This window comes from Pseudomonas sp. UYEF17, from assembly GCF_040546125.1.
Classification (GTDB): domain Bacteria; phylum Pseudomonadota; class Gammaproteobacteria; order Pseudomonadales; family Pseudomonadaceae; genus Aquipseudomonas; species Aquipseudomonas putida_Z.
Window position 1 is genome coordinate 1 of the sequence record NZ_JBEPNE010000035.1, and the last position, 15,660, is coordinate 15,660.

Sequence of the window (15,660 nt, forward strand, 5' to 3'; positions counted from 1 at the left end):
TTGTCGAACTCAACGACTGCCGAACCGAAAACTTCGGAGCAGACGCGAGTCAGAGCTGCGGTCAGAGTGGTCTTACCGTGGTCAACGTGGCCGATGGTGCCGACGTTAACGTGGGGAAGGGAACGATCAAATTTTTCTTTAGCCACGACAGTGAACCTCTTGCCTAAAGGGGATTAGCCTTGTTTTTTAACGAGTGCTTCGACGATGTTCGACGGAGCTTCGGCGTATTTGGAGAATTCCATGGAGTAGCTTGCGCGACCCTGAGACATGGAACGAACGTCGGTTGCGTAACCGAACATCTCTCCGAGCGGAACTTCAGCGCGGACGACACGGCCAGAGACCGACTCATCCATACCCTGGACCAGACCACGACGACGGTTCAGGTCACCCATCACGTCACCCAGGTAGTCTTCCGGGGTTACAACTTCGACCTTCATGATCGGCTCGAGAACCACGCCACCGCCCTTCTGGGCCAGTTGCTTGGTTGCCATCGAAGCGGCGATCTTGAACGCCATTTCGTTGGAGTCGACGTCGTGGTACGAACCATCGAATACCGCGGCCTTCAGGCCGATCAGAGGATAACCGGCAACAACGCCGTTTTTCATCTGCTCTTCGATACCCTTCTGGATCGCAGGGATGTATTCCTTAGGAATTACACCACCAACGACTTCGTTGGAGAACACCAGACCTTCGGTGATGTTGCCCTTGTCGTCCTGCTCTGGCTCCGAGAAACGGATCCAGCAGTGACCGAACTGACCACGACCGCCCGACTGGCGAACGAACTTGCCTTCGATCTCGACACCGGACTTGGTGATCTTCTCGCGGTACGAAACCTGCGGCTTGCCGATGTTGGCCTCAACGTTGAATTCACGCTTCATGCGGTCAACGATGATGTCCAGGTGCAGCTCACCCATACCGGAGATGATGGTCTGGCCAGTCTCTTCGTCGGTCTTGACGCGGAACGACGGGTCTTCCTGAGCCAGTTTGCCCAGAGCGATACCCATCTTTTCCTGGTCCTGCTTGGTCTTCGGCTCGACAGACAGCGAAATCACTGGCTCCGGGAAGTCCATGCGCTCAAGGATGATTGGCTTGTCAGCGTCGCACAGGGTTTCACCAGTGGTAACGTCCTTCATGCCGATCAGGGCCGCGATGTCGCCAGCGCGCACTTCCTTGATCTCTTCACGCTGGTTGGCGTGCATCTGCACCATACGACCAACGCGCTCTTTCTTGCCTTTGACCGAGTTGATGACCGAGTCACCAGAGGTCAGAACGCCCGAGTAAACGCGAACGAAGGTCAGGGTACCTACGAACGGGTCGGTAGCGATCTTGAACGCCAAGGCCGAGAACGGCTCTGCGTCGTCAGCGTGACGCTCGTCCTGCTGCGCTTCGGTGATTTCATCCTTCGGCACTTCGGCCAGATCAGGGTGGATACCCTTGATCGCAGGAATCTCGGTCGGAGCAGGCAGGAAGTCGATAACGGCGTCGAGAACCAGGGGAACGCCCTTGTTCTTGAACGACGAACCGCAGACAGCCGGAACGATCTCGCTGGCCAGGGTACGCGCGCGCAGACCGGCCTTGATGTCTTCGACGGACAGGTCACCTTCTTCAAGGTACTTGTTCATCAGCTCTTCGTTGGCTTCGGCGGCAGCTTCAACCATGTTGTTGCGCCATTCGTTAGCCAGGTCGACCATATCCGCAGGAATTTCTTCCTCGCGGTAGGTGGTGCCCTTGTCGTCTTCGTTCCAGTAGATGGCTTTCATCTTGATCAGGTCAACCTGACCCTGGAAGTCGTCTTCTGCACCGATAGCCAGCTGGACCGGAACAGGGGTGTGACCCAGGCGGTTCTTGATCTGGCCGACAACGCGCAGGAAGTTGGCACCAGCACGGTCCATCTTGTTCACGTAAACAACACGTGGAACGCCGTACTTGTTAGCCTGACGCCATACGGTTTCGGACTGCGGCTCAACGCCGGAGGTACCGCAGAACACAACGACCGCGCCGTCGAGTACACGCAGCGAACGCTCTACTTCAATGGTGAAGTCAACGTGGCCGGGGGTATCGATGACGTTTACGCGGTAGTTGTCATACTGACCACGGGAACCTTTCCAGAAGGTGGTAACGGCAGCGGAGGTAATGGTGATACCGCGCTCCTGCTCCTGCACCATCCAGTCGGTGGTCGCGGCGCCGTCGTGCACCTCGCCCATCTTGTGGCTCAGACCTGTGTAGAACAGGATCCGCTCGGTAGTGGTAGTCTTGCCCGCGTCAACGTGGGCGCAGATACCGATGTTACGGTAGCGGTTAATTGCTGTAGTACGAGCCATAAAGCCCTCGCAAAATGATTGATGCTTGAATTAGAAGCGGTAGTGCGAGAACGCTTTGTTGGCCTCGGCCATACGGTGCACGTCTTCACGCTTCTTGACTGCAGCACCCTTGCCTTCAGCAGCATCCAGCAGCTCGCCGGCCAGGCGCAGAGCCATCGACTTCTCGCCGCGCTTGCGGGCGTAGTCTACGAGCCAGCGCATTGCCAGAGCGTTACGACGGGATGGACGAACTTCAACCGGAACCTGGTAAGTGGCACCGCCGACACGACGGGACTTAACTTCGACCAGCGGAGCGATGGCGTCGAGAGCTTTCTCGAAGATTTCCAGGGGGTCGCTGTTCTTGCGTGCTTTGACGGTATCCAGGGCACCGTAAACGATGCGCTCGGCTACAGCCTTCTTGCCGCTTTCCATCACGTGGTTCATGAACTTGGCGAGAATCTGGGATCCGTACTTCGGATCGTCAAGGATCTCACGTTTTGCTGCTACACGACGTCTTGGCATGATAAGCCCTCAAACGGTCTTCAGGTTAGCCCGGGACCAGGTCTTTCGACCCCTGCCCGACCTTACTCTTATCGACTCAAATAAATGGATGTCTGCAAACGACCGATTACTTCGGACGCTTGGTACCGTACTTCGAACGACCCTGGTTACGGCCTTTAACGCCCGAAGTATCCAGAGAGCCGCGAACGGTGTGGTAACGAACACCTGGCAAGTCTTTTACACGGCCGCCACGGATCAGGACGACGCTGTGCTCTTGCAGGTTGTGGCCTTCACCACCGATGTACGAGGAAACCTCGAAGCCGTTGGTCAGACGCACACGGCATACTTTACGCAGTGCCGAGTTAGGTTTTTTCGGCGTAGTGGTGTACACGCGGGTGCACACGCCACGACGCTGCGGGCAGTTCTGCAGCGCAGGAACGTCGGACTTCTCGACCGAACGCTTACGCGGCTGACGTACCAGCTGGTTGATAGTTGCCATCTACTAGCTCCACTGATTGTCTTGCGACTCTATTGTCTTGCAAGAAAGCCAAAAATTGGCGAGACGGAGCCTCACCAAATTTAAGGGTACAAAAGTCTAAAGAGGATCTTGCACCCAGTCAAGACGAGGCCCCGGCCCTCCCCGTCCGATCATCGGCAACATTTCATGTCGTCGATGACCGTTCGAGGCTTGCCGGGGCCCTGCCCTGTACTTAGTTACCGCTGGAATTCAGCGCTTCGGTCAGTGCGGCTTCCACCTCACTGGCGCTCACACGCAGCGGTTTGTCGGCATCACGGCGACGCTTGCGCTCGCTGTGGTAGGCCAGACCAGTACCGGCCGGGATCAGACGACCCACGACCACGTTCTCTTTCAGGCCGCGCAGGTAGTCGCGCTTGCCGGTTACCGCCGCTTCGGTCAGTACGCGGGTGGTTTCCTGGAAGGAAGCCGCGGAGATGAACGACTCGGTCGACAGCGACGCCTTGGTGATACCCAGCAGCACGCGGGTGAACTTGGAGACGAACTTGTCCTCGGCGGCGAGACGCTCGTTCTCTACCAGTACCTGGGTCAGTTCCATCTGGTCGCCCTTGATGAAGCTGGAATCGCCCGACTCGGAGATCTCGACCTTGCGCAGCATCTGACGCAGGATGGTCTCGATGTGCTTGTCGTTGATCTTAACGCCTTGCAGACGGTAAACGTCCTGGATCTCGTTGACGATGTACTTCGCCAGCGCGCTCACACCCAGCAGACGCAGGATGTCGTGCGGATCGCTCGGGCCGTCGGAGATAACTTCGCCGCGGTTTACCTGTTCGCCTTCGAAGACGTTCAGGTGGCGCCACTTCGGAATCAGCTCTTCGTACGGATCGCTACCGTCGGTCGGGGTGATGACCAGACGACGCTTGCCCTTGGTCTCCTTACCGAACGCGATGGTGCCGCTGACTTCAGCCAGAATCGAGGCTTCTTTCGGACGGCGCGCTTCGAACAGGTCGGCAACGCGCGGCAGACCACCGGTGATGTCACGGGTCTTCGACGTTTCTTGCGGGATACGCGCGATAACGTCACCAACACCGATCTGGGCACCGTCAGCCACACCGACGAGGGCGTTGGCCGGCAGGAAGTACTGGGCAGGTACGTCGGTACCTGGCAGGTACAGGTCCTTGCCAGAAGCGTCGACCATCTTGATCGCCGGACGGATTTCCTTACCAGCGGCAGGGCGATCCTTGACGTCCAGAACTTCAATGTTGGTCAAACCGGTCAATTCGTCGGTCTGACGCTTGATGGTAATGCCTTCTTCCATGCCCACGAAGGTCACGGTACCTTTCAGTTCGGTAACGATCGGGTGGGTGTGCGGGTCCCACTTGGCGACGATGGCGCCAGCTTCGACCTTGTCACCTTCCTTGACCGAAATCACCGCACCGTAAGGCAGCTTGTAGCGCTCACGCTCACGACCGAACTCGTCGGCAATGGCCAACTCGCCCGAACGCGATACGGCAACAAGGTTGCCATCAGCACGCTCTACCTGCTTCAGGTTGTGCAGACGCACCATACCGCCGTTCTTCACCTGGACGCTGTCGGCAGCCGAGGTACGGCTCGCAGCACCACCGATGTGGAACGTACGCATGGTCAGCTGGGTACCCGGCTCACCGATCGACTGGGCAGCGATAACGCCGACAGCTTCACCGATGTTCACCTGGTGACCGCGAGCCAGGTCACGACCGTAGCACTTGGCGCAGATGCCGTAGCGGGTTTCGCAGTTGATCGGCGAACGCACGACCACTTCGTCGATGCTGTTCAGCTCGATGAACTCGACCCACTTCTCGTCAACCAGGGTACCGGCCGGAACGATGACGTCCTCGGTGCCTGGCTTGAACACGTCACGGGCGATGACACGACCCAGTACACGCTCACCCAGCGGCTCTACAACGTCGCCGCCTTCGATGTGCGGGGTCATCAGCAGGCCCTGGTCGGTGCCGCAGTCGATCTCGGTAACCACCAGATCCTGGGCAACGTCTACCAGACGACGAGTCAGGTAACCGGAGTTCGCAGTCTTCAGTGCGGTATCCGCCAGACCCTTACGAGCACCGTGGGTCGAAATGAAGTACTGCAGAACGCTCAGACCTTCACGGAAGTTCGCGGTGATCGGCGTCTCGATGATGGAGCCGTCCGGCTTGGCCATCAGGCCACGCATACCGGCCAGCTGACGGATCTGGGCTGCCGAACCACGCGCACCAGAGTCAGCCATCATGTACATCGAGTTGAAGGACTCTTGCTCGACTTCCTTGCCTTCGCGGTCGATGACCTTCTCTTTCGAGAGGTTGGCCATCATCGCCTTGGACACTTCGTCGTTCGCCTTCGACCACAAGTCGATGACCTTGTTGTACTTCTCGCCCTGGGTTACCAGGCCGGAGGCGTACTGACTCTCGATTTCCTTCACTTCGTCGGTAGCGGTACCGATGATGCGGGCTTTCTCGTCCGGGATAACGAAGTCGTTAACACCGATGGAAACGCCGGAAATGGTCGAATAAGCGAAACCGGTGTACATCAGTTGGTCAGCGAAGATAACGGTCTCTTTCAGACCAACCACGCGGTAGCACTGGTTGATCAGCTTGGAGATCGCCTTCTTCTTCATCGGCTGGTTGACCACGTCGTACGGCAGGCCTGCCGGTACAACCTGGAACAGCAGCGCACGGCCGACGGTGGTGTCGACGATGCGGGTGTTCTTGACCACGGAACCGTCACGCTCTTTCACGGTTTCGTTGATACGAACCTTGATTTTCGCGTGCAGGGCAGCCTCGCCGGCGCGGAATACGCGGTCGACTTCCTGCAGGTCGGCGAACACGCGACCTTCGCCCTTGGCGTTGATGGCTTCACGGGTCATGTAGTACAGACCCAGTACCACGTCCTGCGACGGAACGATGATTGGCTCACCGTTGGCTGGCGACAGGATGTTGTTGGTCGACATCATCAGCGCGCGCGCTTCGAGCTGGGCTTCCAGGGTCAGCGGCACGTGAACGGCCATCTGGTCACCGTCGAAGTCGGCGTTGTACGCGGCACAGACCAGCGGGTGCAGCTGGATAGCCTTACCTTCGATCAGAACCGGTTCAAATGCCTGGATACCCAGACGGTGCAGGGTCGGCGCACGGTTGAGCAGCACGGGGTGTTCGCGGATCACCTCGGCGAGCACATCCCACACCTCTGGCAGCTCGCGCTCGACCATCTTCTTGGCAGCCTTGATGGTGGTCGCCAGACCACGCATTTCCAGCTTGCCGAAAATGAACGGCTTGAACAGCTCGAGGGCCATCTTCTTCGGCAGACCGCACTGGTGCAGACGCAGGGTCGGGCCTACGGTAATTACCGAACGGCCAGAGTAGTCCACACGCTTACCGAGCAGGTTCTGACGGAAGCGACCTTGCTTACCTTTGATCATGTCGGCCAGGGACTTCAGCGGACGCTTGTTCGAGCCAGTGATGGCGCGACCGCGACGGCCGTTGTCCAGCAGGGCGTCGACCGCTTCCTGCAGCATGCGCTTTTCGTTGCGCACGATGATGTCCGGCGCCGACAGATCCAGCAGGCGCTTCAGACGGTTGTTACGGTTGATCACCCGACGATACAGGTCGTTCAGGTCGGAGGTCGCGAAGCGGCCGCCATCCAGCGGTACCAGCGGACGCAGGTCCGGCGGCAGCACTGGCAGGACGGTCAGGACCATCCACTCAGGCAGGTTGCCCGAACCCTGGAACGCTTCCATCAGCTTCAGGCGCTTGGACAGCTTCTTGATCTTGGTTTCCGAGTTGGTCTGCGGAATCTCTTCGCGCAGGCGACCGATCTCGTGCTCCAGGTCGATAGCGTGCAGCAGCTCGCGGACAGCCTCGGCACCCATGCGGGCGTCGAAGTCATCACCGAACTCTTCCAGCGCTTCGAAGTACTGCTCGTCGTTCAGCAGCTGGCCTTTTTCCAGGGTGGTCATGCCCGGGTCGATAACAACGTAGCTCTCGAAGTAGAGCACGCGCTCGATGTCACGCAGGGTCATGTCCATCAGCAGGCCGATACGGGACGGCAGCGACTTCAGGAACCAGATGTGGGCAACCGGCGAGGCCAGTTCGATGTGCGCCATGCGCTCACGACGAACTTTTGCCAGGGCAACTTCAACGCCGCACTTCTCGCAGATCACGCCGCGGTGCTTGAGGCGCTTGTACTTGCCGCACAGGCACTCGTAGTCCTTGACTGGGCCAAAGATCTTGGCGCAGAACAGGCCGTCACGCTCAGGCTTGAACGTACGGTAGTTGATGGTTTCCGGCTTCTTAACTTCACCGAACGACCACGAACGGATCATTTCAGGCGACGCCAGACCGATGCGGATGGCGTCGAACTCTTCGACTTGACCCTGGTTTTTCAGCAAATTCAGTAGGTCTTTCAAGGCCTTTCCTCCTGGCGGAGCAGGGAGCGGGCATTACCTGCCCCACTCCCCTTCGCGTCACGTGTTATTCGGTTTCCAGATCGATATCGATACCGAGCGAACGGATCTCTTTGATCAACACGTTGAAGGACTCGGGCATGCCCGGCTCCATACGGTGATCGCCATCCACGATGTTCTTGTACATCTTGGTACGGCCGTTCACGTCGTCCGACTTCACTGTGAGCATTTCTTGCAGGGTGTATGCCGCGCCGTATGCTTCCAGCGCCCACACTTCCATCTCCCCGAAACGCTGACCACCGAACTGCGCCTTACCACCCAGCGGCTGCTGGGTAACCAGGCTGTAGGAACCAGTGGAACGCGCGTGCATCTTGTCGTCCACCAAGTGGTTCAGCTTGAGCATGTACATGTAACCAACGGTCACAGGACGCTCGAACTTGTTGCCGGTACGGCCATCGAACAGCACCATCTGGCCGCTCTCTGGCAGGTCGGCCAGCTTCAGCATGGCCTTGATCTCGCGCTCCTTGGCACCGTCGAAGACCGGGGTAGCCATTGGCACGCCCTTCTTCAGGTTGTGGGCCAGGGCCAGGATCTCTTCGTCGGTGAACTCGTCCAGGTTTTCCTGACGACCGCCGATCTCGTTGTAGACCTCGGTCAGGAACACGCGCAGTTCAGCGGCCTTGCGCTGCTCTTCGATCATGCGGTCGATCTTCTCGCCCAGACCCTTGGCCGCCAGGCCCAGGTGGGTTTCGAGGATCTGACCGACGTTCATACGCGAAGGTACACCCAGCGGGTTCAGTACGACATCGACCGGAGTACCGTTGGCGTCGTGCGGCATGTCTTCGACCGGCATGATTACCGAGACGACACCCTTGTTACCGTGACGACCGGCCATCTTGTCACCCGGTTGGATGCGACGACGGATTGCCAGGTAAACCTTGACGATCTTCAGTACGCCCGGTGCCAGGTCATCACCCTGCTGCAGCTTGCGCTTCTTGTCTTCGAACTTGTCGTCCAGCAGACGGCGACGATCGACGATGTACTGCTGAGCCTTTTCCAGCTGCTCGTTCAGTGCATCTTCGGCCATGCGCAGTTTGAACCACTGGCCGTGCTCCAGACCGTCCAGTACTTCGTCAGTGATCACGGTGCCTTTCTTCAGGCCCGCGCCACCGTCGACCACCTGGCCGTTCAGGGCAGAACGCAGACGCTCGAAGGTTGCACCTTCGACGATGCGGAACTCTTCGTTGAGGTCCTTGCGGATCTCGTCCAGCTGCATCTTCTCGATGGCCAGGGCGCGGCTGTCGCGCTCGACGCCATCACGGGTGAAGACCTGTACGTCGATGACGGTACCCTTGGTGCCGGTTGGCACGCGCAGAGAGGTGTCCTTAACGTCGCTGGCCTTCTCACCGAAGATTGCGCGCAGCAGTTTTTCTTCCGGAGTCAGCTGGGTTTCGCCTTTTGGCGTTACCTTGCCGACCAGGATGTCGCCAGCGCCGACTTCGGCACCCACGTAGACGATACCGGCTTCGTCCAGCTTGTTCAGTGCGGCTTCACCCACGTTCGGGATGTCCGCAGTGATTTCCTCTGGGCCAAGCTTGGTGTCACGCGCCACACAGGTCAGTTCCTGGATGTGGATGGTGGTGAAGCGGTCTTCCTGGACCACACGCTCGGACAGGCAGATGGAGTCTTCGAAGTTGAAGCCGTTCCACGCCATGAACGCAATGCGCATGTTCTGACCCAGTGCCAGTTCACCCATGTCGGTGGACGGGCCGTCGGCCATGATGTCGCCACGCTGAACCTTGTCACCCTTGCTTACCAGCGGACGCTGGTTGATGCAGGTGTTCTGGTTCGAACGGGTGTACTTGGTCAGGTTGTAGATATCCACACCTGCTTCGCCGGTTTCAACTTCGTCGTCAGCAACGCGAACAACGATACGGCTGGCGTCGACCGAGTCGATCACGCCACCGCGGCGAGCAACCACGCAGACACCGGAGTCACGGGCAACGTTGCGCTCCATGCCGGTACCTACCAGCGGCTTGTCGGCGCGCAGGGTCGGTACAGCCTGACGCTGCATGTTCGAACCCATCAATGCACGGTTGGCGTCGTCGTGCTCGAGGAACGGAATCAGCGACGCAGCGACGGAAACAACCTGCTTCGGCGAAACGTCCATCAGGGTGACGTCTTCCGGCGCCTTGACGGTGAATTCGTTCAGGTGACGAACAGCTACCAGCTCATCGATCAGCTGCTTCTTCTCGTTCATCGCGGCCGAAGCCTGGGCGATGACGTGATCCGCCTCTTCAATGGCCGACAGGAACACGATGTCGTCGCTGACCACGCCTTCCTTCACCACGCGGTACGGGCTTTCCAGGAAGCCGTACTGGTTGGTGCGGGCATAGGCAGCCAGGGAGTTGATCAGACCGATGTTCGGACCTTCAGGGGTCTCGATCGGGCACACACGGCCGTAGTGGGTCGGGTGTACGTCACGGACTTCGAAGCCGGCACGCTCACGGGTCAGACCACCTGGGCCGAGTGCGGAGACGCGGCGCTTGTGGGTGATCTCGGAGAGCGGGTTGTTCTGGTCCATGAACTGGGACAGCTGGCTGGAACCGAAGAACTCTTTCACCGCCGCCGCAACCGGCTTGGCGTTGATCAGATCTTGCGGCATCAGGCCTTCGCTTTCCGCCATCGACAGGCGTTCCTTGACCGCGCGCTCGACACGCACCAGGCCAACGCGGAACTGGTTCTCGGCCATCTCGCCGACGCAACGTACGCGACGGTTACCCAGGTGGTCGATGTCGTCGACGATGCCTTTGCCGTTACGGATGTCGACCAGGGTCTTCAGAACCTCGACGATATCTTCCTTGCTCAGCACGCCCGAACCTTCGATCTCGGTACGACCGATACGACGGTTGAACTTCATGCGGCCAACGGCGGACAGGTCGTAACGCTCGGCGCTGAAGAACAGGTTGTTGAACAGGGTCTCGGCAGCATCCTTGGTTGGCGGCTCGCCAGGACGCATCATGCGGTAGATCTCGACCAGGGCTTCCAGCTGGTTGCTGGTGGTGTCGATCTTCAGGGTATCGGAGATGAACGGACCGCAATCGATGTCGTTGGTGTACAGGGTCTCGATACGGACAACCTGTGCCTTGGCGACCTTGATCAGCAGTTCGGTGGTCATCTCGGTGTTGCATTCGGCCAGGATCTCGCCGGTAGCCGGATGCACGATGGCCTTGGCGGTAGTGCGGCCCAGGACGTATTCCATAGGAACGTCCAGCTGCTTGACGCCGGCCTTCTCGAGCTGGTTGATGTGGCGCGCGGTAATACGGCGGCCCTGCTCGACGATGACTTTGCCGGTGTCGTCATGGATATCCATGACTGCAACCTCACCACGCAGACGCTGCGGTACCAGTTCCAGGCTGAGTTTCTCGCCGGAAATGTGGAACACGTTGGTGGTGTAGAAGGTGTTCAGCACTTCTTCAGTGCTGTAACCCAGGGCACGCAGCAGCACCGAGGCCGGCAGTTTGCGGCGACGGTCGATACGTACGAACACGCAGTCCTTCGGGTCGAACTCGAAGTCCAGCCAGGAGCCGCGGTAAGGGATGATGCGAGCGGAGTACAGCAGCTTGCCGGAGCTGTGAGTCTTGCCACGGTCGTGGTCGAAGAACACACCAGGCGAACGGTGCAGCTGGGAAACGATCACACGCTCGGTACCGTTGATAACGAAGGTACCGTTCTCAGTCATCAGGGGGATTTCACCCATGTAGACTTCTTGCTCTTTGATGTCCTTGATCGCTTTGTTCGACGATTCCTTGTCGAAGATGATCAGGCGCACCTTGACCCGCAGTGGGACCGCGAAGGTCACGCCACGCAGGACACATTCCTTCACATCGAAGGCGGGTTCGCCCAGGCGATAGCCTACGTACTCCAGGGCAGCATTGCCGGAGTAGCTGATGATCGGGAATACCGATTTGAAGGCCGCGTGCAGGCCGACGTCGCGGAACTGATCCTTGGATGCTCCCGCTTGCAGGAATTCGCGATACGAATCCAGCTGGATGGCCAGGAGGTAAGGCACATCCATGACGTCCGGCAACTTGCTAAAGTCCTTGCGGATACGTTTTTTCTCAGTGTATGAGTAAGCCATCAGCGTTCCCCAGCTTGGTCACCTGCTTGTTTGGCTTCTCCCGGCGGGAGCAGCCAGAAAATCGTGCAAACCCCTTGGTTTGCGCCACCCACATGGGTGTCTTGCAGCTTGTTATCGGGGCCGGCCTGACCGGCCACCAATAACGGAAAAAGGCCGGTGGCATAAGCCACCAGCCATCAGCCCTTCGCTCAACGCTCGGACTGGAGTCGCAAGGTCGAGATTACTTCAGCTCGACTTTAGCGCCAGCTTCTTCCAGCTTCTTCTTCGCGTCTTCAGCGGCTTCTTTCGAAACGCCTTCAGCGATAACCTGAGGAGCGCCGTCGACTTTCTCTTTGGCTTCTTTCAGGCCCAGACCGGTCAGTTCACGAACGGCCTTGATCACGTTTACTTTCTTGTCGCCAGCTTCGGTCAGAACGACGTTGAACTCGGTCTGTTCTTCAACAGCGGCAGCAGCGCCAGCGGCTGGGCCAGCGGCAACAGCGGCAGCAGCGGTAACGCCGAAGGTTTCTTCCATCGCTTTGATCAGTTCAACAATTTCCAGAACAGTTTTCTGGCCGATTGCTTCGATGATTTGCTCGTTAGTCAGAGACATGACTTCAATCCTGTATTGGGGTGACAGCCTACGCAGCCATCAAATTAAACGTATGATTTTGAAAGAGTTGCGCGTGCCTTAGGCAGCAGCAGCTTCTTTCTGGTCGCGCAGAGCTGCCAGGGTACGAGCCAGCTTGCTGGTTGCACCTTGGATTACGCTCATCAGCTGTGCGATAGCCTCGTCGCGAGTTGGCAGGGTTGCCAGCACGTCGATCTGGTTAGCGGCAAGGAACTTGCCGTCAAACGCAGCTGCCTTGATCTCGAACTTGTCCTGACCCTTGGCGAACTCTTTGAACAGACGAGCAGCAGCGCCCGGGTGTTCGTTGGAGAAAGCAATCAGGGTCGGGCCTTTGAACGCGTCGTTGAGGATCGAGAATTCGGTGCCTTCAACAGCGCGCTTCAGCAGGGTGTTACGTACGACACGTACATAAACGCCAGCTTCGCGGGCCTCTTTACGGAGTCCGGTCATTGCGCCTACAGTCACACCACGGGCATCAGCCACGACAGCGGACAGAGCGACTTTGGCAGCCTCGTTGACTTCAGCGACGATGGCCTTCTTGTCTTCGAGTTTAATTGCCACGGGTTTACTCCTGGTTTTTACCGTTTCATCTGGCCGGAGCCGGATGTCGTTTTGGTGTCTGATTCGGTAACGAATCGGGAGCACCATCTGCGTGGGCTGGTGTTTTAAGGCTTGCGCCGCCTACGGTCTTGGATAGCCCCCGCCAGGCAGGGACCCCAATTTTTGCTGGTGGCACGACAGGTCGCGCCACCATGTTCTTACACGTTCAGCGAGCTCTGATCGATGACCAGACCTGGGCCCATGGTGGTGCTCAGGGTAACGCGCTTGACGTAGATACCTTTCGAGGAAGCTGGCTTGATACGCTTCAGATCAGCGATCAGGGCTTCAACGTTTTCCTTCAGCTTGCCGGCTTCGAAGCCGACCTTGCCAACGGAGGTGTGGATGATACCGTTCTTGTCGGTACGGTAGCGAACCTGACCAGCCTTGGCGTTCTTGACGGCGCCGGCTACGTCTGGGGTCACGGTACCAACTTTCGGGTTAGGCATCAGGCCGCGAGGACCCAGAACCTGACCCAGCTGACCTACAACGCGCATGGCATCAGGCGATGCGATAACGACGTCATAGTTCAGGTCGCCGCCTTTCATTTCGGCAGCCAGATCGTCCATACCTACGCGGTCAGCGCCGGCAGCCAGAGCGGCTTCAGCAGCTGGACCCTGGGTGAAGACAGCAACGCGAACGGTCTTGCCAGTGCCGTGCGGCAGCACGGTAGCGCTACGTACGACCTGGTCGGATTTACGCGGGTCAACACCGAGGTTAACGGCGATGTCGTAGGACTCTACGAACTTGGCAGCCGGCAACGAAGCCAGCAGAGTGGCCGCTTCTTCGAAGTTGTAGGCCTTGCCTGCTTCGATTTTCTCGGCGATTGCCTTTTGGCGTTTGGTCAGCTTAGCCATTACACACCCTCCACGTTCAGGCCCATGCTGCGGGCAGAGCCAGCGATGGTGCGTACAGCAGCGTCCAGGTCAGCGGCAGTCAGATCAGCCTGTTTAGCTTTGGCGATGTCTTCCAGCTGAGCACGGGTAACGGTACCGACTTTAACGGTGTTCGGGCGAGCCGAACCACTGGTCAGGCCAGCAGCTTTCTTCAGCAGAACCGAGGCAGGGGTGCTCTTGGTCTCGAAGGTGAAGCTACGGTCGCTGTAGACAGTGATGATCACAGGAGTCGGCAGGCCGGCTTCTTGACCCTGGGTACGGGCGTTGAAGGCCTTGCAGAATTCCATGATGTTCACACCGTGTTGGCCCAGTGCTGGACCAACGGGTGGGCTTGGGTTGGCCTGGCCGGCCTTAACTTGCAGCTTGATGTAAGCCTGAATCTTCTTAGCCATGAGCTACTCCAAAATCGGGTACGAACGCCTGTTGGCTCCCCGGATGACTTGCGTTTTATCCCAGTGACGACAAAACCCCGCAGCACACAGGGCTGCGGGGTATGGGATGCTTCGTCCGCCTAGACCTTTTCGACCTGGCTGAACTCGAGCTCCACCGGAGTAGAGCGACCGAAAATGAGCACCGCTACCTGCAGGCGACTCTTTTCGTAGTTAACCTCTTCGACACTACCATTGAAGTCAGCGAACGGACCGTCAATGACTCGAACCACTTCACCCGGCTCGAACAGCGTCTTCGGCTTCGGCTTGTCGCTACCGTCGGCAACGCGACGCAGGATAGCCTCTGCTTCTTTATCGGTGATCGGTGCAGGCTTGTCTGCGGTGCCACCAATAAAGCCCATCACACGAGGGGTGTCCTTGACCAAGTGCCAAGTCCCTTCGTTCATCTCCATCTGGACCAGTACATAGCCAGGGAAGAATTTACGCTCACTCTTGCGCTTCTGGCCGTTGCGCATTTCGACGACTTCTTCGGTCGGGACCAAGATCTCGCCGAAACCGTCTTCCATGCCAGCCAGCTTGACGCGCTCGATCAGGGAGCGCATTACATGCTTCTCGTAACCCGAGTAAGCATGCACAACATACCAACGCTTAGCCACGGGACACCTTTAGCCAACGATCAAGGAGACCGCCCAGCCGAGCAGGGAATCAAGACCCCACAGCAGCAGTGCCATAACCAGCACGACAGCCACGACAATCAGCGTGGTCTGGGTGGTTTCCTGGCGGGTCGGCCACACGACTTTACGAATCTCGGTACGAGCTTCCTTCGCCAGCGCAAAGAACGACTTGCCCTTCGCAGTCTGCAGAGCTACAAAGCCCGCGACAGCAGCCAGGACGAGAAGTGCGAGGACGCGATACAGGATCGGGGAGGCGGAGTAATACTGGTTACCCACTACACCGACAACCACCAAAGCCACTACAGCCAGCCACTTGAACAGATCAAAACGCGATTCTTGGGCTTCAGTTTTGGGAGTCATCGAGGAGGATCCTGTGAGAAGAAAGCCATCACACCGAGGTGAAATGGCAGGTCAGGAGGGAATCGAACCCCCAACCTACGGTTTTGGAGACCGTCGCTCTGCCAATTGAGCTACTGACCTGTAACGCTGTATCAGGCCGGCCATTATACCGGCCTGATCAAGTAAATCAACTACTTATTCAATAATTTTTGCTACGACGCCGGCGCCGACGGTACGACCGCCTTCACGGATAGCGAAGCGCAGACCGTCTTCCATTGCGATGGTCTTGATCAGGGTAACAGTCAT

Annotated in this window: 13 protein-coding genes and 1 tRNA gene; all 14 read right to left on the reverse strand. The window is 58.3% G+C overall.

Going from position 1 to position 15,660, the window contains the following annotated elements:
- The coding region (locus ABIB24_RS26360) for a GTP-binding protein (protein WP_232895364.1) at window positions 1-146 on the reverse strand (146 nt) is incomplete at its 3' end.
- A gap of 27 nt (window positions 147-173) precedes the next feature.
- On the reverse strand, window positions 174-2,321 hold the full coding sequence (gene fusA / locus ABIB24_RS26365) for an elongation factor G (RefSeq protein WP_061551336.1): 2,148 nt from the start codon (window positions 2,319-2,321) through the stop codon (window positions 174-176).
- Window positions 2,322-2,351: 30 nt separating this feature from the next.
- Window positions 2,352-2,822: a 30S ribosomal protein S7 gene (gene rpsG / locus ABIB24_RS26370; RefSeq protein ID WP_003246741.1), complete on the reverse strand. Its 471-nt coding sequence runs from the start codon at window positions 2,820-2,822 to the stop codon at window positions 2,352-2,354.
- A gap of 106 nt (window positions 2,823-2,928) precedes the next feature.
- Complete coding sequence (gene rpsL, locus ABIB24_RS26375; RefSeq protein ID WP_003255492.1) at window positions 2,929-3,300, reverse strand: 30S ribosomal protein S12; 372 nt, start codon at window positions 3,298-3,300, stop codon at window positions 2,929-2,931.
- A gap of 211 nt (window positions 3,301-3,511) precedes the next feature.
- A complete protein-coding gene (gene rpoC, locus ABIB24_RS26380) occupies window positions 3,512-7,711 on the reverse strand; it encodes a DNA-directed RNA polymerase subunit beta' (protein ID WP_063911036.1) in 4,200 nt (1,399 codons plus the stop codon).
- Between the two features lie 64 nt (window positions 7,712-7,775).
- Complete coding sequence (rpoB, locus tag ABIB24_RS26385; RefSeq protein ID WP_274078678.1) at window positions 7,776-11,849, reverse strand: DNA-directed RNA polymerase subunit beta; 4,074 nt, start codon at window positions 11,847-11,849, stop codon at window positions 7,776-7,778.
- A 220-nt stretch (window positions 11,850-12,069) separates the two neighbouring features.
- Window positions 12,070-12,441 carry a 50S ribosomal protein L7/L12 gene (gene rplL / locus ABIB24_RS26390; RefSeq protein WP_013970630.1) on the reverse strand — a complete coding sequence of 124 codons (372 nt, stop codon included), beginning with the start codon at window positions 12,439-12,441 and terminating at the stop codon, window positions 12,070-12,072.
- A 78-nt stretch (window positions 12,442-12,519) separates the two neighbouring features.
- A complete protein-coding gene (rplJ, locus tag ABIB24_RS26395) occupies window positions 12,520-13,020 on the reverse strand; it encodes a 50S ribosomal protein L10 (RefSeq protein WP_003257082.1) in 501 nt (166 codons plus the stop codon).
- Between the two features lie 197 nt (window positions 13,021-13,217).
- The gene (gene rplA, locus ABIB24_RS26400; RefSeq protein ID WP_013970629.1) at window positions 13,218-13,913 is read right to left on the reverse strand and encodes a 50S ribosomal protein L1; all 696 of its coding nucleotides are present in this window, start codon (window positions 13,911-13,913) and stop codon (window positions 13,218-13,220) included.
- The gene (gene rplK, locus ABIB24_RS26405; protein WP_003255500.1) at window positions 13,913-14,344 is read right to left on the reverse strand and encodes a 50S ribosomal protein L11; all 432 of its coding nucleotides are present in this window, start codon (window positions 14,342-14,344) and stop codon (window positions 13,913-13,915) included. Before rplK ends, rplA begins: the two co-directional genes overlap by 1 nt.
- 119 nt (window positions 14,345-14,463) lie before the next feature.
- A complete protein-coding gene (gene nusG, locus ABIB24_RS26410; protein WP_003255501.1) occupies window positions 14,464-14,997 on the reverse strand; it encodes a transcription termination/antitermination protein NusG in 534 nt (177 codons plus the stop codon).
- Window positions 14,998-15,006: 9 nt separating this feature from the next.
- On the reverse strand, window positions 15,007-15,375 hold the full coding sequence (gene secE, locus ABIB24_RS26415; RefSeq protein WP_003257081.1) for a preprotein translocase subunit SecE: 369 nt from the start codon (window positions 15,373-15,375) through the stop codon (window positions 15,007-15,009).
- 44 nt (window positions 15,376-15,419) lie between these two features.
- Window positions 15,420-15,495: transfer RNA gene (locus ABIB24_RS26420), tRNA-Trp, on the reverse strand.
- Window positions 15,496-15,549: 54 nt separating this feature from the next.
- Window positions 15,550-15,660: EF-Tu C-terminal domain-related protein (locus tag ABIB24_RS26425; RefSeq protein WP_080667851.1), on the reverse strand; the 111-nt coding region annotated here is incomplete at its 5' end.